The 21026-nt window shown below is 74.6% G+C and carries 23 protein-coding genes; 15 read left to right on the top strand and 8 right to left on the bottom strand.

From position 1 onward, the window contains the following. Window positions 1-32: 32 nt before the first annotated feature. From NP048_RS13215 to NP048_RS13200, 4 genes are all read left to right on the top strand, one after another. Window positions 33-728 (top strand): peptide deformylase, encoded by a 696-nt coding sequence (locus NP048_RS13215; protein ID WP_227576107.1) that lies wholly within the window; start codon window positions 33-35, stop codon window positions 726-728. Then, the gene (locus NP048_RS13210; protein ID WP_227576106.1) at window positions 725-1519 is read left to right on the top strand and encodes a glutamine amidotransferase; all 795 of its coding nucleotides are present in this window, start codon (window positions 725-727) and stop codon (window positions 1517-1519) included. Before NP048_RS13215 ends, NP048_RS13210 begins: the two co-directional genes overlap by 4 nt. A gap of 91 nt (window positions 1520-1610) precedes the next feature. Further along, window positions 1611-2321 (top strand): DedA family protein, encoded by a 711-nt coding sequence (locus NP048_RS13205; protein ID WP_227576105.1) that lies wholly within the window; start codon window positions 1611-1613, stop codon window positions 2319-2321. A gap of 210 nt (window positions 2322-2531) precedes the next feature. Next, on the top strand, window positions 2532-3077 hold the full coding sequence (locus NP048_RS13200; protein ID WP_227576104.1) for a hypothetical protein: 546 nt from the start codon (window positions 2532-2534) through the stop codon (window positions 3075-3077). A 24-nt stretch (window positions 3078-3101) separates the two neighbouring features. Here the strand turns inward: NP048_RS13200 and coaA are convergent, their stop codons facing one another. After that, window positions 3102-4067 (bottom strand): type I pantothenate kinase, encoded by a 966-nt coding sequence (gene coaA, locus NP048_RS13195; RefSeq protein WP_227576103.1) that lies wholly within the window; start codon window positions 4065-4067, stop codon window positions 3102-3104. A gap of 66 nt (window positions 4068-4133) precedes the next feature. Between coaA and glmS the strand changes: the two genes are divergently transcribed. Next, entirely contained in the window at window positions 4134-5990 is a 1857-nt protein-coding gene (gene glmS, locus NP048_RS13190) for a glutamine--fructose-6-phosphate transaminase (isomerizing) (RefSeq protein WP_227576102.1), read from the top strand. Between the two features lie 25 nt (window positions 5991-6015). Further along, a complete protein-coding gene (locus NP048_RS13185; protein ID WP_227576101.1) occupies window positions 6016-6408 on the top strand; it encodes a holo-ACP synthase in 393 nt (130 codons plus the stop codon). 228 nt (window positions 6409-6636) lie between these two features. On the opposite strand, the gene NP048_RS13180 is transcribed toward NP048_RS13185, so the two are convergent. Then, window positions 6637-7623, bottom strand: coding sequence for an LLM class F420-dependent oxidoreductase (locus NP048_RS13180; protein ID WP_227576100.1), 987 nt, complete (start codon window positions 7621-7623; stop codon window positions 6637-6639). 55 nt (window positions 7624-7678) lie between these two features. On the opposite strand from NP048_RS13180, the gene NP048_RS13175 reads away from it, so the two are divergent. The 7 genes from NP048_RS13175 (at window position 7679) to NP048_RS13145 (ending at window position 13802) form a co-directional block, all read left to right on the top strand. After that, window positions 7679-9178, top strand: a complete 1500-nt coding sequence (locus NP048_RS13175) for a bifunctional ADP-dependent NAD(P)H-hydrate dehydratase/NAD(P)H-hydrate epimerase (protein ID WP_227576099.1) — start codon at window positions 7679-7681, stop codon at window positions 9176-9178. Then, window positions 9175-9858: a nucleoside/nucleotide kinase family protein gene (locus tag NP048_RS13170; RefSeq protein ID WP_227576098.1), complete on the top strand. Its 684-nt coding sequence runs from the start codon at window positions 9175-9177 to the stop codon at window positions 9856-9858. The genes NP048_RS13175 and NP048_RS13170 overlap by 4 nt, the downstream gene beginning before the upstream one ends. An 87-nt stretch (window positions 9859-9945) precedes the next feature. Next, window positions 9946-11184, top strand: coding sequence for an alanine racemase (alr, locus tag NP048_RS13165; protein ID WP_227576097.1), 1239 nt, complete (start codon window positions 9946-9948; stop codon window positions 11182-11184). Continuing rightward, window positions 11181-11765, top strand: a complete 585-nt coding sequence (gene tsaE / locus NP048_RS13160) for a tRNA (adenosine(37)-N6)-threonylcarbamoyltransferase complex ATPase subunit type 1 TsaE (RefSeq protein WP_227576096.1) — start codon at window positions 11181-11183, stop codon at window positions 11763-11765. The genes alr and tsaE overlap by 4 nt, the downstream gene beginning before the upstream one ends. Next, window positions 11765-12454: a tRNA (adenosine(37)-N6)-threonylcarbamoyltransferase complex dimerization subunit type 1 TsaB gene (gene tsaB, locus NP048_RS13155; RefSeq protein WP_227576095.1), complete on the top strand. Its 690-nt coding sequence runs from the start codon at window positions 11765-11767 to the stop codon at window positions 12452-12454. Before tsaE ends, tsaB begins: the two co-directional genes overlap by 1 nt. Beyond that, entirely contained in the window at window positions 12451-12945 is a 495-nt protein-coding gene (gene rimI / locus NP048_RS13150) for a ribosomal protein S18-alanine N-acetyltransferase (RefSeq protein WP_227576094.1), read from the top strand. The genes tsaB and rimI overlap by 4 nt, the downstream gene beginning before the upstream one ends. Then, window positions 12942-13802: a sulfurtransferase gene (locus tag NP048_RS13145; protein WP_227576093.1), complete on the top strand. Its 861-nt coding sequence runs from the start codon at window positions 12942-12944 to the stop codon at window positions 13800-13802. Before rimI ends, NP048_RS13145 begins: the two co-directional genes overlap by 4 nt. Window positions 13803-13804: 2 nt before the next feature. Here NP048_RS13145 and NP048_RS13140 read toward each other — a convergent pair whose 3' ends face one another. Next, a complete protein-coding gene (locus NP048_RS13140; RefSeq protein WP_227576092.1) occupies window positions 13805-14422 on the bottom strand; it encodes a malonic semialdehyde reductase in 618 nt (205 codons plus the stop codon). A gap of 103 nt (window positions 14423-14525) precedes the next feature. Here NP048_RS13140 and tsaD point away from each other — a divergent pair, with 103 nt between their 5' ends. Next, window positions 14526-15566: a tRNA (adenosine(37)-N6)-threonylcarbamoyltransferase complex transferase subunit TsaD gene (gene tsaD, locus NP048_RS13135; protein ID WP_227576091.1), complete on the top strand. Its 1041-nt coding sequence runs from the start codon at window positions 14526-14528 to the stop codon at window positions 15564-15566. A 41-nt stretch (window positions 15567-15607) separates the two neighbouring features. Here the strand turns inward: tsaD and NP048_RS13130 are convergent, their stop codons facing one another. From NP048_RS13130 to NP048_RS13120, 3 genes are read right to left on the bottom strand one after another with little or no spacing between them, the layout of a single operon-like run. Further along, window positions 15608-16159 (bottom strand): hypothetical protein, encoded by a 552-nt coding sequence (locus NP048_RS13130; protein WP_227576090.1) that lies wholly within the window; start codon window positions 16157-16159, stop codon window positions 15608-15610. A gap of 47 nt (window positions 16160-16206) precedes the next feature. Then, on the bottom strand, window positions 16207-16755 hold the full coding sequence (locus NP048_RS13125) for a hypothetical protein (RefSeq protein WP_227576089.1): 549 nt from the start codon (window positions 16753-16755) through the stop codon (window positions 16207-16209). Next, window positions 16752-17144 carry a PadR family transcriptional regulator gene (locus NP048_RS13120; protein ID WP_227576088.1) on the bottom strand — a complete coding sequence of 131 codons (393 nt, stop codon included), beginning with the start codon at window positions 17142-17144 and terminating at the stop codon, window positions 16752-16754. Before NP048_RS13120 ends, NP048_RS13125 begins: the two co-directional genes overlap by 4 nt. 106 nt (window positions 17145-17250) lie before the next feature. Here NP048_RS13120 and NP048_RS13115 point away from each other — a divergent pair, with 106 nt between their 5' ends. Then, window positions 17251-18627 carry a hypothetical protein gene (locus NP048_RS13115; protein WP_227576087.1) on the top strand — a complete coding sequence of 459 codons (1377 nt, stop codon included), beginning with the start codon at window positions 17251-17253 and terminating at the stop codon, window positions 18625-18627. Here the strand turns inward: NP048_RS13115 and NP048_RS13110 are convergent. Together NP048_RS13110 and NP048_RS13105 are read right to left on the bottom strand one after the other, a co-directional pair. Then, window positions 18624-19772, bottom strand: coding sequence for a glutamate--cysteine ligase (locus NP048_RS13110; protein ID WP_227576086.1), 1149 nt, complete (start codon window positions 19770-19772; stop codon window positions 18624-18626). The genes NP048_RS13115 and NP048_RS13110 overlap by 4 nt on opposite strands. Beyond that, window positions 19772-20974 (bottom strand): class I SAM-dependent methyltransferase, encoded by a 1203-nt coding sequence (locus NP048_RS13105; RefSeq protein WP_227576085.1) that lies wholly within the window; start codon window positions 20972-20974, stop codon window positions 19772-19774. The genes NP048_RS13110 and NP048_RS13105 overlap by 1 nt, the downstream gene beginning before the upstream one ends. Between the last annotated feature and the right edge of the window lie 52 nt (window positions 20975-21026).

Raw genomic sequence — 21026 nt, 5'->3', positions numbered from 1 at the left:
CGGTGACGGCCAGGTCGAGGAGGAGGAGCAGGATGTCCGGACACGACCGGGTGGTGCGCGAGCTGGTCCAGCGCACGCTCGAGGCGGCGCGTGCCGCCGGGCCCGACTCCGTCGCGCCGATCGTCCAGGCCGGGCACCCGGTCCTGCGCTCGGTCGCCTGGCCGTACGACGGCCAGCTCCGCGCCGGGGAGCTCGACGAGCTGCTCGCGCTCATGCACCGCACGATGCGGGCTGCCCCCGGCGTCGGCCTGGCCGCACCGCAGATCGGGCTGCCGCTCGCGATCGCGGTCGTCGAGGACCCGGGTGCGGGTGACGACGAGGCGGCGCGGGTCCGCGAACGGCCCGCACTGGCCCGCCGCGTGCTGGTCAACCCGGCGTACGCCCCGGTCGGGGACGACGAGGTCGGCTTCTACGAGGGCTGCCTGAGCGTCGTCGGGTACCAGGCCGTGGTCGTGCGTGCCCGCGCCGTGCGCCTGACAGGGCTGGACGAGGCGGGCACCGCGATCGACGAGGTCCTCACGGGGTGGCCCGCCCGGATCGTGCAGCACGAGACCGACCACCTGCGCGGCACGCTGTACGTCGACCGGGCGCTGACGCGCTCGCTGTCCGCGACGGACGCCTGGGGGGCACACTGGGGGTCGGAACCTGTCCCCCACGAGGCCGCGCGGGCGCTCGGGTTCGACCTGCCGCGCACGGCGCCCGGAGGTGCCGGAGAGGAGACGCCATGAGGCCTTTCCTGTTCCTCGGGGTGCGTCCTGAGGACACCCCCGCGGACGACGAGTACGCGGCGATGCTGCGCTGCACGGGCCTCGACGAGGCGACCCTGCACCGGGTGCGGCTCGAGGCGGCCCCGCTCGGCGACGTCGACCTCCGCGCGTGGTCCGGCATCCTGCTCGGCGGGGGCCCGTTCTGCGTGAGCGACGTCGAGGACGACAAGTCGGCCGTCCAGCGGCGGGTCGAGGCGGACCTGGCGCGGCTGCTCGATGTGGTCGTCCCCGCGGACTTCCCGTTCTTCGGCGCCTGCTACGGCATCGGCACCCTCGGCAGGCACCAGGGCGGCGTGGTCGACCGTGCGCACCCCGAGCCCGTCGGCGCCGTCACGGTCGAGCTCACGCCCGCCGGTCGGGCGGACCCGGTGATGGGCGTCGCTCCCGCGCGCTTCGGGGCGTTCGTGGGGCACAAGGAGTCGCTCAGCGTGCTGCCCCCGCGTGCGGTGCTGCTCGCGCGATCGGCGACCGCGCCCGTGCAGGCGTTCCGTGTCGGCCGGAACGTGTACGCCACGCAGTTCCACCCGGAGCTCGATGCCGACGGGCTCGCCACGCGCGTCGAGGCGTATCGCTACGACGGCTACTTCGACCCCGCCGAGGCCGCGCAGGTCGTCACGGACGCGCGGACCAGCGGCGTGCGCACGGTGCCGCCGGTGCTGCGCGCGTTCGTCGAGCGGTACGTCCACCTCGGGGACGAGACCGGTCGGGGACGCGCCATCCCGAGGGACGAGATCGGTGTCTCTCCGGGCTGATTCGGGGGGATACCCGATGTACGGGGGGGTGCGGCGCGCCTAGCGTGGTCACGTCGGCCCCGTCGGGGTGGGCACGACGAGGGGAGGGCACGTGCTCGAGTGGGCGCTGGAGCTCGCGGCGTCGCCGTGGGTGTTCGCGGTGCTGTTCGGGTTCGCCACGATCGACGGGTTCTTCCCCCCGATCCCCAGCGAGTCGTTCGTCATCGCCCTCGCGTCCCTGTCGACGTCGACGGGCAGCCCGGTCCTGTGGCCGGTCATCCTGTGCGCGGCGCTGGGGGCGTTCACCGGTGACCAGATCGCGTTCCAGATCGGCAGGTCCCTGCGCATCCGGGACCTGCGCGGGTTCCGCGGCAGGCGGGGGCAGGTGCTGCTGGACTGGGCGGAGCGTGCCCTGCGTGACCGGGGCGCCGCCTTCATCATCGCCGCCCGCTACATCCCGGTCGGCCGCGTCGCGGTGAACATGACCGCGGGGGCGCTCGGCTTCCGGCGGGGCAGGTTCGTGCTGCTCACGTCGATCGCGGCCGTGACGTGGGCCCTGTACTCGACCCTCATCGGGATCGGCACGGGGACCGTCCTGGGTCACTCACCGCTCGTCGGCGTGGTCGTCGGGGTCGTCGGGGGGTTCGTCATCGGGCTCGTCGTCGACTGGGTGCTGCGGCGGTGGCTGCGCGTCGACGACCCGCTCGTGACTCCGACCGCAGCCACGACGTCGCGGGGTGCAGCGACGGAGCCGTCCGGCCAGCCCGGCGAGGCCGTGATCGCCGAGGTGACCACGCACCGCAGCGAGGACACGGCCGCCTGAGACGTCAGTCGGAGGTCACGATGACCTCACGATGTGAGTCCTGTGACAACGATCCGGTATCAACCGGCCGCCCGGGTGGGTCCGGCCGCCGCGCGCGTCCTACCCTCGAGGTACGCGACGTCGACGTCGCGATCCCCGCCCACCGCGAGGCCTCTGCCGCGAGCGGGGTCCGATCCCGTGCGACCGGGGACGAGACGGCGGAGGACGACGGTGCGGGCAGCAGGACGCGGCGCGGGGGCGGTGCTGGCGGTGCTCGCGCTCGCGGGCTGCGGGCAGACCGTCGCGGCGCAGCCGGTCGTCACGACGGCGGAGGTCCGCACCGACGCGAGCTGCCTCGACACCGAGGTGCTCGACGCGCTCGGCCTGGAGCTCGACGTGTCCCTGCGCACGCAGGAGCCGGCCGGCACGACGCGCGGGCTGCCACCGGCAGGCTTCGTCGCGGACACCGCCCTGCTGTGCGACCGGGGGGAGACGCTCCGCGACTCGGCGGGCACCTGGTGGGCGGTCACGGCGACACGGCTCGAGGGCGACCTCGACCCGCTGGTGCGCGTCGCGACCCGCACACCCGCGGCGTGCGGCGTCGGCGTCGTGGCGCAGGTCTGGCTGGTCGACGCGTTGGGTGCCGCCGTGCTCCTGCCGCGCACCGCCGCGTGCGACGGCGATCTGACCGCGGCGCTCGACGACCTCGACGTCCTCGACCGGACCGAGCACCCCGCCGCACTCGCGCAGACGTTCACGCGGCAGACCCCCGGCTGAGTGGCGCGGATCGCGTGGGCGACGTCAGATCTTGCGGAGCCGGACGCGCTGCACGGCGTGGTCCGCGCCCTTGGTGAGCACCAGCGTGGCGCGGCTGCGCGTCGGCAGGATGTTCTCCTCCAGGTTCGGCGCGTTGATGCTGTCCCAGATGCTCTCCGCCCGGGCGACCGCCTCGTCGTCGGACAGCGACGCGTAGCGGTGGAAGTACGACTCGGGGCGCGCGAAGGCCGTGGCCCGCAGCGACAGGAACCTGTCGACGTACCACTGCTTGACGTCGGACGTGCGGGCGTCGACGTAGATCGAGAAGTCGAAGAAGTCGCTGAGCGCGAGGTTGGACGTGCCCGCCAGGGTGGGGCGTGCCGGCTGCAGCACGTTGAGGCCCTCGACGATGAGCACGTCCGGCTGCCGCACCACCACGTGCGCGCCCGGCACGATGTCGTACGTGAGGTGGTCGTACACAGGAACGGACACCTCGGGGCGGCCGGCCTTGACCTTCGACACGAAGCGCAGCAGCGCGCGCCTGTCGTACGACTCGGGGAAGCCCTTGCGCTGCAGCAGCCCGCGCCGCTCGAGCTCCGCGTTGGGGTGCAGGAACCCGTCGGTCGTGACCAGCTCGACGTGCGGCGTCGCGGGCCAGCGCGCGACGAGCTCGCGCAGCAGACGGGCCGTCGTGGACTTGCCGACGGCGACCGAGCCGGCGACGCCGATGACGAACGGCGTGCGGCCCACGTCCTCCCGCAGGAAGGTGCTCGTCGCGTGGTGCAGGCCGCGCGTCGCCTGGATGTACAGGTCGAGGAGCCGCGACAGGGGCCGGTAGATCGCGTCGACCTCGGCGAGGTCGATGGGGTCGCCCATGCCGCGCAGGCGGTCGACGTCGGCGTCGGTCAGCGGCAGCGGGGTCGAGGCGGACAGCCTGGTCCAGGCGTCGCGGTCGAGGTCGACGTAGGGCGTGGCGGGGACCAGGGACGGCACCCGACGATTCTCCCGCATCAGGGGCCGTGCGACGTGCCGACATGGCCGCGACAGGTCACCCCGTGTGCGAAGTAGGATCGGCCCATGTGCGGAATCGTCGGGTACGTCGGCAGTGCGGGTCCGAGCGAGCGTCCTCTGGACGTCGTGCTCGAAGGCCTGCGGCGGTTGGAGTACCGCGGGTACGACTCCGCCGGTGTGGCGCTGGTGGTGCCCGGCGGTGAGCTGGCCGTGGCCAAGAAGGCCGGCAAGCTCGCCAACCTCGTGGAGGAGCTCGCGGCGCACCCGCTCCCGCCCGCGACAGCGGCGATCGGGCACACGCGCTGGGCGACGCACGGCGGGCCGACGGACGTCAACGCGCACCCGCACGTGTCGGGTCAGGTCGCGGTCATCCACAACGGGATCGTCGAGAACTACGCCCCGCTGAAGGCCGAGCTCCTGGCCGCCGGCGTGGAGTTCCTGTCCGAGACCGACACCGAGGTCGTCGCGCACCTCGTGAGCCGCGCGTACGAGGAGTCGAAGGACCTCACGGCCGCGCTCGCATCCGTGGCGCGCCGCCTCGAGGGGACGTTCACGCTGCTGGCCGTGCACGTGGACGTGCCCGACACGGTCGTCGGTGCGCGGCACGACTCGCCGCTGGTCGTGGGGCTGGGCGACGGCGAGAACTTCCTCGGCTCCGACGTCGCGGCGTTCATCGGCTCGACGCGCGAGGCGCTCGAGCTGGGCCAGGACGAGATCGTGACGATCACGCCCACGTCCGTGACGGTGACGGACTTCGAGGGCGCTCCGGTGGACGTCAAGCCGTACACGGTGGACTGGGACACCGCCGCCGCCGAGAAGGGCGGGTTCCGGTCCTTCATGGAGAAGGAGATCCACGACCAGCCGCACGCGGTGGCGGACACGCTCCTGGGCCGGCTCGACCTGTCGGGCAAGCTCGTCCTGGACGAGATGCGCATCGACGAGTCGGTGCTGCGCTCGGTCGACAAGATCGTGGTCGTCGCGTGCGGCACCGCCGCGTACGCGGGGCACGTCGCCAAGTACGCCATCGAGCACTGGTGCCGCATCCCCGTCGAGGTCGAGCTCGCACACGAGTTCCGGTACCGCGACCCGGTCGTCGACGAGCGCACGCTGGTCGTCGCGGTGTCCCAGTCCGGCGAGACGATGGACACGCTGATGGCCGTGCGTCATGCGCGCGAGCAGCGCGCCACGACGCTCGCCATCGTCAACACGCACGGCTCGACCATCCCGCGCGAGGCCGACGCCGTGCTCTACACGCACGCGGGCCCGGAGATCGCGGTGGCGTCGACCAAGGCGTTCCTGTCGCAGATCACCGCCGCCTACCTGCTGGGCCTCTACCTGGCGCAGCTGCGCGGCAACAAGTTCGCCGACGAGGTCGCCTCGACGCTCACCGAGCTGCGCGAGATGCCGGACAAGATCCAGCAGGTCCTCGACCGCTCCGAGCGGGTCCGTGAGATCGCCCGCTGGATGGCGGACACGCCGTCCGTCCTGTTCCTGGGTCGGCACGTCGGCTTCCCGGTCGCGATGGAGGGTGCCCTGAAGCTCAAGGAGCTCGCGTACATCCACGCCGAGGGCTTCGCTGCCGGGGAGCTCAAGCACGGTCCGATCGCGCTGATCGAGCCCGGGCAGCCCGTGTTCGTCGTCGTCCCGTCGCCGCGGGGCCGCAACACGCTGCACTCGAAGGTCGTCTCCAACATCCAGGAGATCCGTGCCCGTGGCGCGCGCACCCTCGTGGTGGCGGAGGACGGGGACGACGCCGTCATCCCGTACGCCGACGAGGTGTTCTTCGTGCCGCAGACCTCGACGCTGCTGGCGCCGCTGCTGACCGTGGTGCCGCTGCAGATCTTCGCCTCCGAGCTCGCGAACGCCAAGGGCCTGGACGTCGACCAGCCGCGCAACCTGGCGAAGTCCGTCACGGTCGAGTGACCGGGGCGCCCGTGGGCGGTGCCGCGTGATCGTCGGCGTCGGCATCGACGTGGTCGACGTCGCGCGCTTCGTCGCGACGGTCGAGCGGGTGCCCGCGCTGCGCGCGCGGTTGTTCACACCGGACGAGCGCGACCTGCCCGACGCGTCGCTCGCCGCGCGGTTCGCCGCGAAGGAGGCCATCGCCAAGGCGCTGGGCGCACCTCCGGGCATGAGCTGGCAGGACGCGACCGTGCGTCGGGTGGCGGGTGCTCAGCCGGTCGTCGAGATCGTGGGGACCGTGCTGGCGCGCGCGCAGGAGCTGGGCGTCGACCGGTTCCACCTGTCCATCTCCCACGACGCGGGCATCGCCTCGGCCGTCGTCGTCGCCGAGCGCGACGCCCCTCCAGTGCGTGAGAGAGCAATCCAGTCACCCCTGTGACGCCCCCTGTGGGGCGTGAGAGAGCAATCCAGTCACCCCTGTGACGCCCTCTGTGGGCGTGAGAGAGCAATCCAGTCACGAGGGTGGGCGCTGGATTGCTCTCTCACCACCTGGGGGGTGGCTGGATTGCTCTCTCACCATCTGGGGGGGGGGTGGCTGGATTGCTCTCTCACCACCTGGGGGGGTGGCTGGATTGCTCTCTCACCACCTGGGGTGGGGAGGGAGGGGTCAGCGGAGGTGGGGGGTGACCTCGCGGGCGAAGAGCTCGATGCCCGAGCGGTCGTAGGCGGCCTCGGCGAAGTACGTGATCGCGTACGTCATGCCCAGGCCCTGCAGCTCGCGCAGCTTCTCGACGATCTGCTCGGGCGTGCCGACCAGTGGGCCGCGGCGGAACTCCTCGGCGATGCCGGGCGCCTTGCTCGGGACCGTGTTCGCGTAGTGCTCCTCGATCCACGCGATGCGGTCGTCGACCTCGTCCTGCGTCGCGCCGATGACCACGTTGTAGTTGGCCGAGCGCGTGATCTCGTCGAAGTTGCGCCCGATCGCGTCGCAGTGGTCGCGCAGGACCTGCGACTTGTGGGCGAAGCCCGCGGGGGAGCCGTCGAAGTTGGTGTACTGCGCGTGCTCGGCCGCGATGCGCAGCGTCTTCTTCTCGCCGCCGCCCGCGATCCACAGCGGCGGGCCGTCGACCTGCAGCGGCAGCGGGGAGAGCTGCGCGCCGTCCACCTGGTAGTGCTTGCCCTGCAGCGTCGCGGTGCCGTTGGTCCACATCTGCTTGAAGATCTGCACGCCCTCGTCGAGCATGGCGATGCGCTCGCCGGCCCGCGGGAACCCGTAGCCGTAGGCGAGCCACTCGTGCTCGTACCAGCCGGCGCCGATGCCCATCTCGACGCGCCCGCCGGAGATCACGTCCGCGGTCGTGGCCACCTTCGCGAGGTACGCCGGGTTGCGGTACGCCATGCACGTGCACATCTGACCGAGCCGCACGCGCGACGTCGACGCCGCGAACGCGTTGATGAGGCTCCACGCCTCGTGCGTCGCCTCGCCGTTGGGCTCGGGGACCGCGTGGAAGTGGTCGTACACCCAGATCGACTCGAAGACGTCGCCGTCGTCGGCCCATCGGGCGAGACCGTGCATGACCTTCCAGTGGTCCCGGGCGTCGATGCCCGTGAGGTCCTGCCGCCAGCCCTGGGGGATGAAGAGTCCGAATCGCATGCTCGCCACGCTACCGGCGCTCGCACCCCGGTGGCGCGCGGGCCAGGATGGGCGTGTGCTGCACTCCTGGGACGCCGCCGCCGTGCGAACGGCAGAGGAACCCCTGCTGGCCGCCGGCGTGCCCCTGATGGCGCGCGCCTCGTTCGGCTTGGCGACCCACGTGGCCCGGGCGCTGCGCGACCTGCGGGGCCGCGTCGGGGGTGCGCGAGCGGTGCTGCTGGTGGGCTCGGGCAACAACGGGGGCGACACCCTGCACGCGGGCGCCCTGCTGGCGCGCCGCGGCGTGGCGGTGACGGCGGTCCTGACGTCGGTCCGCGTGCACGCCGGCGGGCTGGAGGCGCTGCGGCAGGCGCACGGACGAGTGCTGACCGTCGACGACGCGGCGGACCACCCGTTGCCGGCCCCCGTCGTGGACGCGGTGGCGCGGGCCGACGTGGTGCTCGACGGGCTGCTCGGCATCGGTGGCCGCGGCGGTGTGCGGGGACCCGGCGCGCGGCTGGTCGCACTCGTCGCGGGGGTCGATCCGCGCCCGCTGGTCGTGGCCGTCGACGTGCCGTCGGGCGTCGGCGTCGACGACGGGACCCGCTCGGGAGCGGTGCTGGACGCGGACCGCACGGTGACGTTCGGCGCGTACAAGCCCGCGCTGCTGCTGCCTCCGGCGTCCGCCGCCGCCGGTCGTGTCGAGCTCGTCGACATCGGCCTGCGACCGGACGGCCCGCCGGCGGTCGTCCGGCTCGAGGAGGATGACGTGGCTGCGCTGTGGCCCGTGCCCGGCGTGGATTCCCAGAAGTACCGGCGCGGCGTCCTCGGCGTCGTCGCGGGCTCCGCCCGGTACCCCGGGGCGGCGGTCCTGGCGGTCGCCGGAGCGGTGCGTGCGGGCGTCGGCATGGTCCGCTACCTGGGGGCTGCCGGTCCGCAGGTGCTGGCGGCGCACCCCGAGGCCGTCGTGGGGGAGGGACGCGTGCAGGCGTGGGTGGTCGGGCCGGGCGTGGCCCCCGACGACCGGGCCCAGGCCGCGCGTGTACGCGCCGTGCTCGCCCGCGCGGTGCGGCACGACGAGCCGGTCGTCGTCGACGCGGGAGGGCTGGACCTGCTGCCGGACCGGCTGCCGCCGCACGTGGTCCTGACACCGCACGCGGGTGAGCTCGCGACGCTGCTCGCCGCGCGGGGCGAGCACGTCGAGCGCGCCGACGTGGAGGCCGCGCCGCTCGCGCACGCCCGGCGCGCGCACGACCTGACGGGCGCGACGGTGCTGCTCAAGGGCGGCACGACCGTCGTGGTCGGGCCGCACGGGGCCGCCTACGCCCAGGCGGACGGACCTGCGTGGCTCGCGACCGCCGGGGCAGGCGACGTGCTGGGGGGTGTCCTGGGTGCCGTGCTGGCCGGCAGGGCGGCCGACGCCACGGCCGACCCGACGCTGCCCGCCGCGCTCGCGGCCGCTGCCGCGCTGGTCCACGGCCGGGCGGCGCACCGGGCCAACCCCGGTGGGCCGGTCGCGGCGGGCGACGTCGCGGACGCGGTGCCGGTGGTCGTCGCCGGGCTGGTGCGCGGGTGAGCGGGCGTCCCACGGAGCCGGTCCCGACGCCGCCGCACGTCCTGCCGGAGGCACCCCTCGACCCGGCGCTCGCCGACCGCGTGCGGACCCTGCTGGCGGACGGCCGACGTCGGCTGCTCGGCATCGCGGGCGCCCCGGGCGCGGGCAAGTCCACGCTCGCCGCGCAGGTCGCCGCTGCGTTCCGCGAGGCGTGCGTCGTGGTTCCCATGGACGGGTTCCACCTTGCGCAGTCCGAGCTGGAGCGCATCGGTCGCGCCGACCGCAAGGGCGCCCCCGACACGTTCGACGCCGACGGGTACGTGGCGCTGCTGCGCCGCCTGCGCGAACCGCGGCCCGGGCACGTGGTGTACGCGCCCGAGTACCGCCGCGACCTGCGCAATCCGGTCGCCGGGGCGGTAGCCGTGCCGTCCGACGTGCCGCTGGTCGTCACCGAGGGCAACTACCTGCTGCTCGACGAGCACGGCTTCGGTCCCGTCGCGGACCTGCTCGACGAGACGTGGTTCGTCGCGCCGGACGACGACGTGCGGCTCGCTCGACTCGTGGCCCGGCACGAGCAGTTCGGCAAGCCGCCGGCGGCGGCCCTCGCGTGGTCGACGGGCCCGGACGCCGCGAACGCGCGGCTCGTCGCACCGACCGCACGCCGTGCGGACGTCGTCGTCGGCCCCGGGCTGCCGGGGTGAGCGTGCCGAGCCGTGTGTCGCTCCACGCTGCGCGGGCGGCCGCGGTGCGCACGGGTGCCGCTGCCCGGTGGTGAGAGACTGTCGGGCGTGAACGACTTCCCGGCGCGCGCGGTGGTCGACCTCGCTGCCGTGCGCGGCAACGTCCGTACTCTCGCCTCCCACGCGCCCACCGCGCAGGTCATGGCCGTCGTCAAGGCCGACGGGTACGGTCACGGTCTCGTCCCCAGCGCCCTCGCGGCGCTCGAGGGCGGTGCCACGTGGCTCGGCACGGCCCAGGTGTCCGAGGCGCTGCACCTGCGCCGCGCGGGCGTCACGGGTGCCCGCGTCCTCACGTGGCTGTACGCGCCCGGGGCGCCGTTGCGCGAGGCCGTCGAGGCGGACGTGGACCTCTCGGTCGCGTCCCGGTGGGCGCTCGACGACGTCGTCACGGCCGCACGTGAGGCGGGCCGGACGGCCCGGATCCACCTCAAGGTCGACACGGGTCTGGGCCGCAACGGCCTGCTCCCCGCGGAGCTGCCCGACGTCCTCGCGGCCGCGCTCGCCGCCGAGGCCGAGGGGCCGGTGCGGGTCGTCGGCGTGTGGTCGCACCTGGCCTTCGCGGACGCGCCCGACCATCCCGTGGTCGCGCGGCAGGCCGCGGTCTTCGCTGACGCCGTAGCGGCCGTGGAGGCCGCGGGCGCCCGCCTCGAGGTGCGCCACCTCGCCAACTCGGCCGCGACGCTCACGTCGCCCGCGCTGCACTGGGACCTGGTGCGGCCCGGCATCGCGGTGTACGGCCTGACGCCCGTGCCGCAGCTCGGCGGCCCCGAGCACTTCGGCCTGGTGCCCGCGATGACGTTCGAGGCGCAGCTCGCCACGGTCAAGCGCGTCCCCGCGGGGTCCGGCGTGTCGTACGGGCACGAGTACGTCGTCCCGCAGGACACCGTGCTGGGTGTCGTGCCGGTCGGCTACGCCGACGGCATCCCGCGCCACGCGTCGGGCACGGCCGACCGGTGGGGCGGGCCCGTGCAGGTGGGCGGCCGCCGGCTCGGCATCGCGGGACGGGTCTGCATGGACCAGGTGGTGCTCGACCTGGGACCCGGCGCCGTGGACGTCGCCGGCGACCGCGTCGTGCTGTGGGGCGACGGCCGCGACGGCGCGCCGACCGCCCAGGACTGGGCCGACGTGGTCGGCAGCATCTCCTACGAGCTGGTGACCCGGCTCGGTGCGCGCGTGCCGCGCACGTACGTCGACAGCGAGCGCGACGGGGTCGGTGCCGGGTCGGCCGCGGCCACCACGCGCGTCCCGTTCGTCGCTGCCGCCGCGTCAGCGGGCGGTGCCGCGTGACCGCGCAGGTGCGGCTGCCCGACGCCGACGCGACGCGCGCCTGGGGGCGGTCGCTGGCCGCCCTGCTGCGCGCGGGGGACCTGGTCGTCCTCACCGGTGACCTCGGCGCCGGCAAGACGACGCTGACGCAGGGCCTGGGTGAGGGGCTCGGCGTGCGGGGACAGGTCGCGTCGCCGACGTTCGTCATCGCACGCGAGCACCCGCCGCTGCCGCGCCCCGACGGCACCCGCGGCCCGGCGCTCGTGCACGTCGACGCGTACCGGCTGGGGTCGCTGGACGAGGTCGAGGCGCTCGACCTCGACGCCGCGCTCGACGAGGCCGTCACGGTCGTGGAGTGGGGCGAGGGCTGGGTCGAGGGGCTCACCGACGACCGCCTCGAGCTGCGCCTCGAGCGCCCCCACGGCGGGGTCCTGGACGACGTCGAGGACGCCGCAGCCGGTGAGCGGCTGCTGACCGTGCGCGGCGTGGGGGTGCGCTGGAGCGGGGTCGACCTGCCGGGCGCGCCCGAGGCGGCGTCGCAGGACGACGCCCACGGCACCGACCACCACGGCACCGACCACCACGAGGGGAGCAGGGGCTGATGCACCTGGGGATCGACACGTCCGGGGACGTCGCCGTCTCCGTGGTGCTCGACGACGTCAACGCGGCCACGCTCGGCGACGACCAGCCGCGTCGGCACGCCGAGCTGCTCGCCCCGATGATCGAGCAGCTCCTGCAGCAGCAGGGGCGCTCGCTGCGGGAGGTCGAGAGCATCGTCGTCGGGACGGGACCGGCGCTGTTCACGGGTCTGCGCGTCGGCCTGGTGACGGCGCGCACCCTGGGCCTCGCGCTCGGCGTCCCCGTGCACGGGGTGCCGAGCCTGGACGCCCTCGCCGAGGCCGCGGCCTGGAGCGCCGGGCTCGAGGACGGGACGCCGCTGCTCGTCGTGACGGACGCACGTCGTCGCGAGGTCTACTGGTCGCGTTACGAGGTGCGCGGCCGGACGGCTGCGCCCGTCGCGGGTCCCGACGTGGCAGCACCGGGCGACGTCCCGCGCACGCCCGACGACGTCGTGCTGGGCGCGGCCCGCGACCTGTACCCGCAGACGTTCGCAGAGCCCGACCCGCGGTTGCACCCGGGCACGCCGATGCTGCGCAGCCCGGACCCCTCGCTCCTCGTCCGGGTCGCGCTGCGGCGTCTCGCGGCGGGTGAGACGCTGCCCGCCGACCCGCTGTACCTGCGCCGCCCCGACGCCGTCCCGTCGACCGGGTCCAAGCGGGTCCTGGCATGAGCGCACCGGCCGTCGACGTGGTCGTCCGCCCGCTGGTGGCGGCCGACCTGTCGGCTCTCGACAGCATGGAGCGCACGCTGTTCGGCGTCAGCGCGTGGTCGCGGCAGATGCTCGCGGACGAGCTCGTCGGTCCCGGCCGCACGTACGTCGGCGCCGAGCGCCCCGGTGGCTCGCTCGTGGGGTACGCCGGGATGTGGTTCGACGGGCGGGACGTGCAGATCATGACGGTCGCCACGGACACCGGCTACCAGGGGCGTGGCATCGCGCGCCGGATGCTGGTCACGCTGCTGGAGCAGGCGCGCGCGCTCGGCGCGGAGTCGGTGCTGCTGGAGGTGCGTGTCGACAACGCGCCGGCGATCCACCTGTACGAGACCCTGGGATTCACCCGGCTGGGGTGTCGCCGCGGCTACTACCAGCCGGAGAACGTCGACGCCTGGACCATGCAGCTGCTGCTGCCGCCCGCGGCGCAGGCGCGGCAGGACGGGTCATGACCGGCCGGGACGAGGCGCGCCGCCGGGTGCTGGTCGACCCGGACGAGCTCGCGCGGCTGCTCGCCGACGACGAGCCACCCGTGCTCCTGGACGTGCGCTGGGCGCTCGGTCGGACCGACGGCCACGAGCGCTACCTCGCCGGGCACCTGCCGGGTGCCGTCCACGTCGACCTCGACACCGAGCTGGCCGCGCCGCCGTCGCCGCGCGCCGGGCGGCACCCGCTGCCGTCCGTCGCCGATCTCGAGCACGCCGCACGGCGCTGGGGCGTGCGCGAGGGTGGCGCGGTGGTGGCCTACGACGACTCCGGGGGCATGTCCGCCGCACGCGCGTGGTGGCTGCTGCGGTGGGCCGGTGTGCACGACGTGCGGCTGCTCGACGGCGGTCTGGGCGCGTGGGTCGCCGCAGGGTACGGGGTCGAGCCGGGTGACGTGACTCCCGAGCCGGGGGACGTCGTGCTCGTGCCGGGCGCGCTGTCGACGGTCGATGCCGACGGCGCCGCCGCGCTCGCGCTCGACGGTGTGCTGCTCGACGCGCGCGCCGCCGAGCGGTACGCGGGGCTCGTCGAGCCGGTCGACCCGCGCGCGGGGCACGTCCCCGGCGCCCGCAGCGCGCCGACGGCCGAGAACGTCGGGCCCGACGGACGCTTCCGGGACGCCGGAGCGCTGGCCGCGCGGTTCTCTGCTCTGGGTGTGCCCGTGGACGGCGGCGACGTGCCGGTCGGCGTGTACTGCGGGTCGGGCGTCACCGCGGCGCACGAGATCGCGGCCCTCGCCTCGATCGGCGTCGACGCCGCGCTGTACCCCGGTTCGTGGTCGCAGTGGTCGAACGACCCGACCCGGCCCGCCGCGACCGGCTGAGGTCACACCTCGCGCGCGACCTCGTCCCACGCCAGCCGGGGCGCGCGGGGCCGGTCGGTGCCTTCGCCGTCGGGCCAGCCGACGTTGAGGACGGCCAGCGCGTGCCAGCCCGTGCCGGCGAAGAACTCGGCGTCGACGCCGGCGGCGTCCATGCCCGTCATCGGGCCCACGCCCAGGCCGACGGCGCGCAGCCCGACCACGAGGTACCCGGTCTGCAGCCACGCGTTGTCGCGGGCCATGGCGGCGCGCACGTCCGGGACCCCCGCGAGGCGCTCGCCCATGGTCGGCGCGTGCGGAGCGAGCGTCGGCAGGTGCCGGTGGAAGTCGGTGTCGGCGGCGACGACCAGGGTCACGGGTGCGCCGAGGACGCGCTCGCGGTTGTGCTCGTCCATGTGGACGGCCAGGCGCTCGCGGGCCTCGCGGCTACGGACCACGAGCAGACGCAGCGGCCCGGAGTTGGCGGCGGTGGGTCCCCAGCGCACGGTGTCGTGCACGGCGCGGAGCAGGGCGTCCGGCACGGAGTCGTCGACGAACCGTCCCACGGTGCGCGCGCCCTGGAACACCGCGTCCGTGAGGAGGGCGTCGCCGGTCGGCAGGTGCGCGGTGGTGTCGTCGATCATGTCGGAGAGAGTCACCTCCTCCACAACGTCGTTGCGTTCGCATCGATACCCCCAGGCAACTGTGAGGCCGGTCACGCGTGTCGCCCCGCCTATCCTGAGGGGCGTGAGCGAACCCCTGGTCCTCGGCATCGAGACCTCCTGCGACGAGACCGGCGTCGGCATCGTGCGCGGGTACGACCTGCTGGTCGACGCCGTCGCCAGCTCGGTCGACGAGCACGCGCGGTTCGGCGGGATCATCCCCGAGATCGCGGCGCGCGCGCACCTCGAGGCGATGGTGCCGACGATCGAGCGCGCGCTCGCGACCGCCGAGGTGACGCTCGACGAGGTCGACGCGATCGCCGTGACGGCCGGGCCGGGGCTGGTCGGTCCGCTGACGATCGGTGCCGCCGCCGCCAAGGCGCTCGCGGTCGGGCTGGGCAAGCCGCTGTACGGCGTCAACCACGTCATCGGGCACGCGGTCGTCGACGAGCTCGTCGACGGCCCGTTCCCCGAGCGGGTCATGGCGCTCGTCGTGTCGGGCGGGCACTCCTCGCTGCTGCGGATCGACGACACGGTGAACGTCACCGAGCTCGGCTCGACGCTCGACGACGCCGCGGGGGAGGCGTTCGACAAGGTCGGGCGGCTGCTCGGCCTGCCGTACCCCGGTGGTCCGCACATCGACCGGCTCGCGCGCGACGGCGACCCCACGGCTATCCGGTTCCCCCGCGGCCTGACCGCGCCCAAGGACCAGGCCGCGCACGCGACGGACTTCTCGTTCTCGGGTCTGAAGACCGCCGTGGCGCGGTGGGTCGAGTCGCGGCAGGACGCCGGTGAGCCGATCCCGCTGGAGGACGTCGCCGCGTCGTTCGCGGCCGCCGTCGCGGACGTGCTGACCGCCAAGACGATCGCGGCCTGCCGCCGGGAGGGCATCTCCACGCTCGTCGTCGGCGGCGGGTTCTCCGCCAACTCCCAGCTGCGCGACATGGCCGCCGCCCGCTGCGCCGAGGCCGGCATCGAGCTGCGGATCCCGCCGATCCGCTACTGCACGGACAACGGCGCGATGATCGCGGCGCTCGGCTCGGCCGTGGTGCGGCGCGGGATGCCGCCGTCGCCGCTCGACCTGCCTGTGGACTCGACGATGCCGCTCACGCAGGTCCTCGTCTGAGACGTCCGCGCACCGACGGGCCCGGTGGGTGACGGCGTCCGTCAGCTGACCGGCGTTCGCCTCCACAGGCGCCAGATGCGCGAGCCGAGCGCGAAGCCGAGGGCGCCGAGCCCGAGCGAGACGGCGAACGGCTGCCAGCCCAGCGTGAACGCGATCCCGAACATCTCGTCGCTGTTCTCGGCCGTCATCGGGACGCCCAGCCAGGACAGCTCCGCGCGGCCGCCGCCCATGGCACCCACGGTGTCGACCGCGCCGATCGCCCACGCGACCCACATGTACAGCGGCAGCCCGAAGCCCAGGAGGACGGCCACCACCGCGCCGTCGTTCCAGCGCGGTCCGGCGCTGTCGAGCGCGTCGAGGTGGTCGGCGGCGACGCGCCACGGGCTGCCGATCTCGCGCAGCGCGACGTCGACGCCCAGCCGGGCGGCGTCGTCGAGGAGCGCGGCCCGCAGGTCCCGTCTGATGCGTCGGGCCTCGCGGGACGGGTGGTAGTCCTGCATGGCGAGCGTGAACCGCCACATCCAGCGGCGCACGCGGGCACGGTCACGGAACCCGAGGGCGGCGTGAGCGGTGGGGGCGGTCGCGGTGGTCATCGCGTCTCCTGCGTCGGTCGAGCGGTCGGGGAGCGGTCCGTGACGCCTCACGCAGCGCTGCCCCACAGTCGCCAGATGCGCGACCCGAGTGCGAACGCCACGAGGGACAGCGCGCCGGACAGCGCGACGGGGCCCCAGCCCGCGGTGGTGTGCATCGAGATCGTGTCGTCGGTGTGCGTGAACGTCGCCGGGACGCCCAGCCAGCTGAGGTCGACGGTCCCGCCGCCCATCTCGTCGATCGCGCTGAGTGCCCCCATCTGCCAGGCGATCCACATGTACCCGGGCAGCAGGATGCCGATGAGGCCCGCGAGCACCGCGCCGTCGGTCCACCGGGGGCGCTCGCGCTCGAGGTCCGCGTAGTAGGTGGCGGCGAGGCGCCGTGGGCGGCCCAGGCCGCGCAGCGCGTCGTCGAACCCCGTGCGCGCGGCGTCGTCCAGGACTGCGGCCCGCAGCTCCCGCCGGATCCGGCGGGACTCCCGTGCGGGGTAGTCCTGCATCGCGACGTCGAACCGCAGCATCCACCAGGACAGGCGGACCCGTTCGCGCAGCGGAGGGCGGTACGCGGTAGTGGGCAGGTGGTCGTCCGTCGTGGTCATCGTGGGCTCCCCGTGGGGGCGGGCACGGGCGCGGCTGCGTCCGGCGGGTCGGTCGGTGGCGCGGCCGCGCCGAGCACGCGCTCGGCGGTCGCGACCAGGTCCACCCAGGCGTCGCGCTGGGCGGCGAGGGCGGCGCGGCCCGGTGCGCTGAGCCGGTAGTACTTGCGTGCAGGTCCGGAGGCCGACGCGACGAGACGGGAGATCAGCAGGCCGTCCCGCTCGAGGCGCGTGAGGACCGGGTAGAGCGTCCCGGTCGACAGGTCGTCGAGTCCGGCGTCGCGGAGCACCGTCACCAGCTCGTACCCGTAGGTCTCCTCGCGGGTCAGCGCCGCGAGCGTGAGCATCGGCAGCACGCCCTTGAGGAGCTGGGGGTCACGGGGCTCGGGCACGGGTCAACGGTATGGCCCAGTAGTCGGTAAAGCAAGATAGTGGTCGCCCCGGCGGCCTCCGACCCCGGCGCTTCAGACGGCGCGACCGCGTGCCGACACTCCTGTGGTGACCACCTCGACGCTGCTCGCCCTCGCCGCCCGCGCCATCGGGGTGGGCGGCGGGATGCGGCCCGTCCTGGCCGTGGTGGTCATGCTCGCCGCGGTCGGGATCCTCCTCGTGGCCGTGCCCGTGGGGCCCCTCCACCGCTGGTTGCTGCGCCGTCGCATGCTCGCGACGATGGATCCCGCACTGTCTCCCGACGAGCGTGAGCGGGCGCGCGCCGTGGTGCGCGCGGCCGTCCCGTTGCGGGGCCGGTCGAGCCGTGACGAGCGGCTGCCGGCGGGCCACGACCCCGCGCAGCTGCGCGTCACGCTCACCGTCCCGCCCGGACCGGATGGCTGTCCCGGGTTCCGCATCGCCGCGCCGTGGCACAGCCGCCCGGCCCTCGAGGCCGACGGCGGCAGCCGTCAGGTGACCACGGTGCTGCTCCGTGGTGGTCGCGCGCTGCTCGTCGTCGTCCTGGGGCGCGTCGGCCAGGTCGAGGAGGGTTGCGTCCTGGCGCCGGCCGCCGACCGTCCGCACGTGCAGCGCGCGCAGGCGCGCGCCGGCACCGCGTTCCCCGGCGAGGTCGTCGAGGTGCTCACCCCGGCCGGGCCCGTGTCACGGCACGCATTCGTCGCGGGCCGCACGATGGTGACCGACACGCACGTCGACCGCGACGGCTGGGCCTTCGTCGTGGGGGTGGTGCGCGGCGAGGGCGACACGAGCCTCGACGGCCTGACCGACGCCGTCCTCGCGACGTGGCGCTGGACGCCCGACGCCGGTGAGCCCGCCGGCACGCCGGCCGAGCCCCGCGCCTCGGAGGCCCGGGAGGTCCCGGACGTCCCGGAGGCCCCGGTGGTCCCGGAGGCGCCGGAGCCCGAGCCCGCATCGGTCGACGACGCCGTCCCGGGCCTGGGGCTTGTCCTGGCGGACGACGGCGGTCCCGTCGCCCGCTGCCTGGTGCCGACGGACCCCGTGGCCACCGACGTGCCGTGCCCGGACGGCACCCGCACCTGGGTCTACCTGCGGCTCAGCCCGACGGCGCACCTGGTGGTCACCTCGACGCCGTGGGACGGGACGGCGGGACTCGCGCTGCGCGACCTCGAGCAGCCCCGCCGGACCGCCTGGGGGCCGTCCGTCACGCCCGCGGGCCCGGTGACCGAACGCCGGACGGGTGCGGGCGACGTGCTGGTGCGGACCTTCCGCGTGGACGGCGTGCTGCGCACGCAGGTGCGCCTCGACCGTGAGGGGCGCAGCTGGACGTGGTCGCTGACGCGCGTGCCCGACGAGCGGCACGTGCTCGCCGCCCTCGACGGCGTCTTGCGTACCTGGCAGTGGGCACCCTTCGACGACGCCGAGCCTGCGGCTCGCGTCGACGCCGTCCCGCCGCCGCCTGGCTAGAGCGGCCGGCCGGCCGCGAGCTCGGCGACCAGCGCACGCACCACCGGCTCCAGCTCGCCCGCGTTGCGTCGCGCGACAGCACGCTGCCGCTGGTACGACGCACCCTTCCGCAGGATGACGCGCACCTGCTCGAGCTCGGCCGCGCAGCCCAGGCGCTCGGCGACGGGCGCGAGCTCGGCGAGCCACCGGCTCACCGAGTCGGTCACGAGCTCCTCGTCGCCGGCCGCGTTCGTGATGACGATCGCGTCCATGCCGTAGCGCGCCGAGCGCCACTTGTTCTCCTGCACGAACCACGGCGGCATGGTCGGCAGGGGCTCGCCCGCGTCGATCATCGAGGAGAAGTGCTCGACGAGGCAGTGCGTGAACGCGCTGATCGCGGTGACCTCGAGCAGGCTCGCCGCGCCGTCCGCGATGCGCATCTCGAGGGTGCCGAAGCGCGGCGACGGGCGGATGTCCCAGCGGACCTCGTTGACCTCGTCGATCACCCCGGTGTGGATCATGTCGCCCACGTACTGCTCGAGCTGCTCCCACCGCTCGAACTGCGGCGGCAGGCCGGCGGTGGGCAGCTGCTGGAACAGCAGCGCCCGGTTCGACGCGTACCCGGTGTCCTTGCCGCCCCAGAACGGTGACGACGCCGACAGCGACTGGATGTGCGGGAACACGGTGAGCATCGCGCGGCTCAGCGGCAGCACCTTGTCCCGGTCCTCGACGCCCACGTGGACGTGCACGCCGTAGATGAGCATCTGACGGCCCCACCACTGGGTGCGGTCGATGAGCGTCGCGTAGCGCTCCTTGTCGGTGACGCGCTGCGTCGCCCAGTTGGCGAACGGGTGGGTGCCCGCACCCATGATCTCGATGCGCAGCGGGCGGGCGGCGGTCGCCACCTCGTCGAGCGCGCGCTGCAGGTCGGCACCGGCCTCGGCGACCGTCCGGCACTTGCCCGAGGAGAGCTCGACCGTGTTGAGCAGCAGCTCGGGGGTGATGTGGGGGTGGTCGGTGCCGTCGGCGGGCTGCACGGCCTCGAAGATCGCCTGCGCCGCCTGCCGCAGGTCACCGGAGTCGGCGTCGACGAGCGCCACCTCCCACTCGATGCCCACGGTCGAGCGCTCGGAGCGCGCGAACGGCAGCGAGACCGGCGCCGCCATCAGACGGGCTCCACGACGAGCACCCGCTGCTGCCCGGCGACGCGCGTGAGCACGACCGTGCCCTCGGCGCTCCCGCGCAGGTCGAGCTGCCGGCGCAGCGTCTCGGGCACGACGGCGGTGCCGCGCTTCTTGATCGTGAGCCGCCCGACGTCCCGCTCGCGCAGGTACGTGCGCAGCCGCTTGAGCCCGAAGGGCAGGTCGTCCAGGACGCGGTACGCGGTCGCGAGCGGCTGCCAGGCGGCGCGGTCGGCCAGGGCGTCGGAGGTCACGTAGGCGATCGTGGGGTCGATGAGCCGGCCGCGCACCCGGTACGCGATCGTCCCGACGAGACCGGCGCGGATGACGGCCCCGTCCGGCTCGTACAGGTACCCCCCGACCGGGCCGACGGGCGGTGCGTCGTCGTCGCCGTCGGGGTCGGCCCGCAGGGCGTGCGCGCTGCCCTCGCGCAGGACCAGGGCCGAGCGACCAGGCCCGTCGGGTGCCAGCGGTCCGAACCACAGGCCCAGCTCCACGACCTCACCGCCGGACGACACCCACTGCGCCTCGGCGTCGTGGGGCAGGTCGCGGTGCGCGATGCCTGGTCCCAGCTTCAGCCCGAGCGCGGGGACCGTCGTGCGGACGGCGAGGACCTCGTCGAGCGGTGGGGAGTAGGCCCGGGGGTCGAACACGCGTCGGCCGGTGCCCGTGCGCCGCGCCGGGTCGGCGTACACGCCGTCGACACCCTCGGCCGCCAGGTCGAGCGCCAGCCCGTCGCCCATGCGGACCTCGACCTCGGGGAAGGCGCGCAGGTTGACGGTCGCGAGCGCTGCGGTCGTCTCGTCGACGTCGGTGGCGAGCACGCGGATGCCGATGCCGGCCATCGCGAGCGCGTCGGCCCCGAGCCCACAGGTCAGGTCGGCGACGTATCTGCACCCGGCGTCGCGGTAGCGCCGCGCGTGGTGCGCCGCGACCTCGAGGCGCGTCGCCTGCTCGAGGCCCGCGACCGTGAACAGCATGCCCTCGGCGAAGTCGCCGAGCTTGCCGCGCGCCCGCAGGCGCAACCGGGACTGGGTGAGCGCGGCGGACACCAGGGCGGGGTCGAGCCCGTCCTTCTGCAGGCGCTCGGCCAGCGGCAGCGCGAGCCGCTCGTCGTACGGCGGCAGGGCCTGGAGCAGTGCCCAGCCGTCGGGACTGAGCAGCTTGACCAGTGCGGCGTCGTCCACACCGCCAACCTTCCCACGTCACCGGCCGTCGCTCCCACCACGCCGGGTCGAG

It is taken from the genome of Cellulomonas xiejunii (genome assembly GCF_024508315.1).
Taxonomy (GTDB): domain Bacteria; phylum Actinomycetota; class Actinomycetes; order Actinomycetales; family Cellulomonadaceae; genus Cellulomonas; species Cellulomonas xiejunii.
Note: the sequence above shows the minus strand (reverse complement) of the source record. Positions and strands in the feature narration are given on the sequence as shown.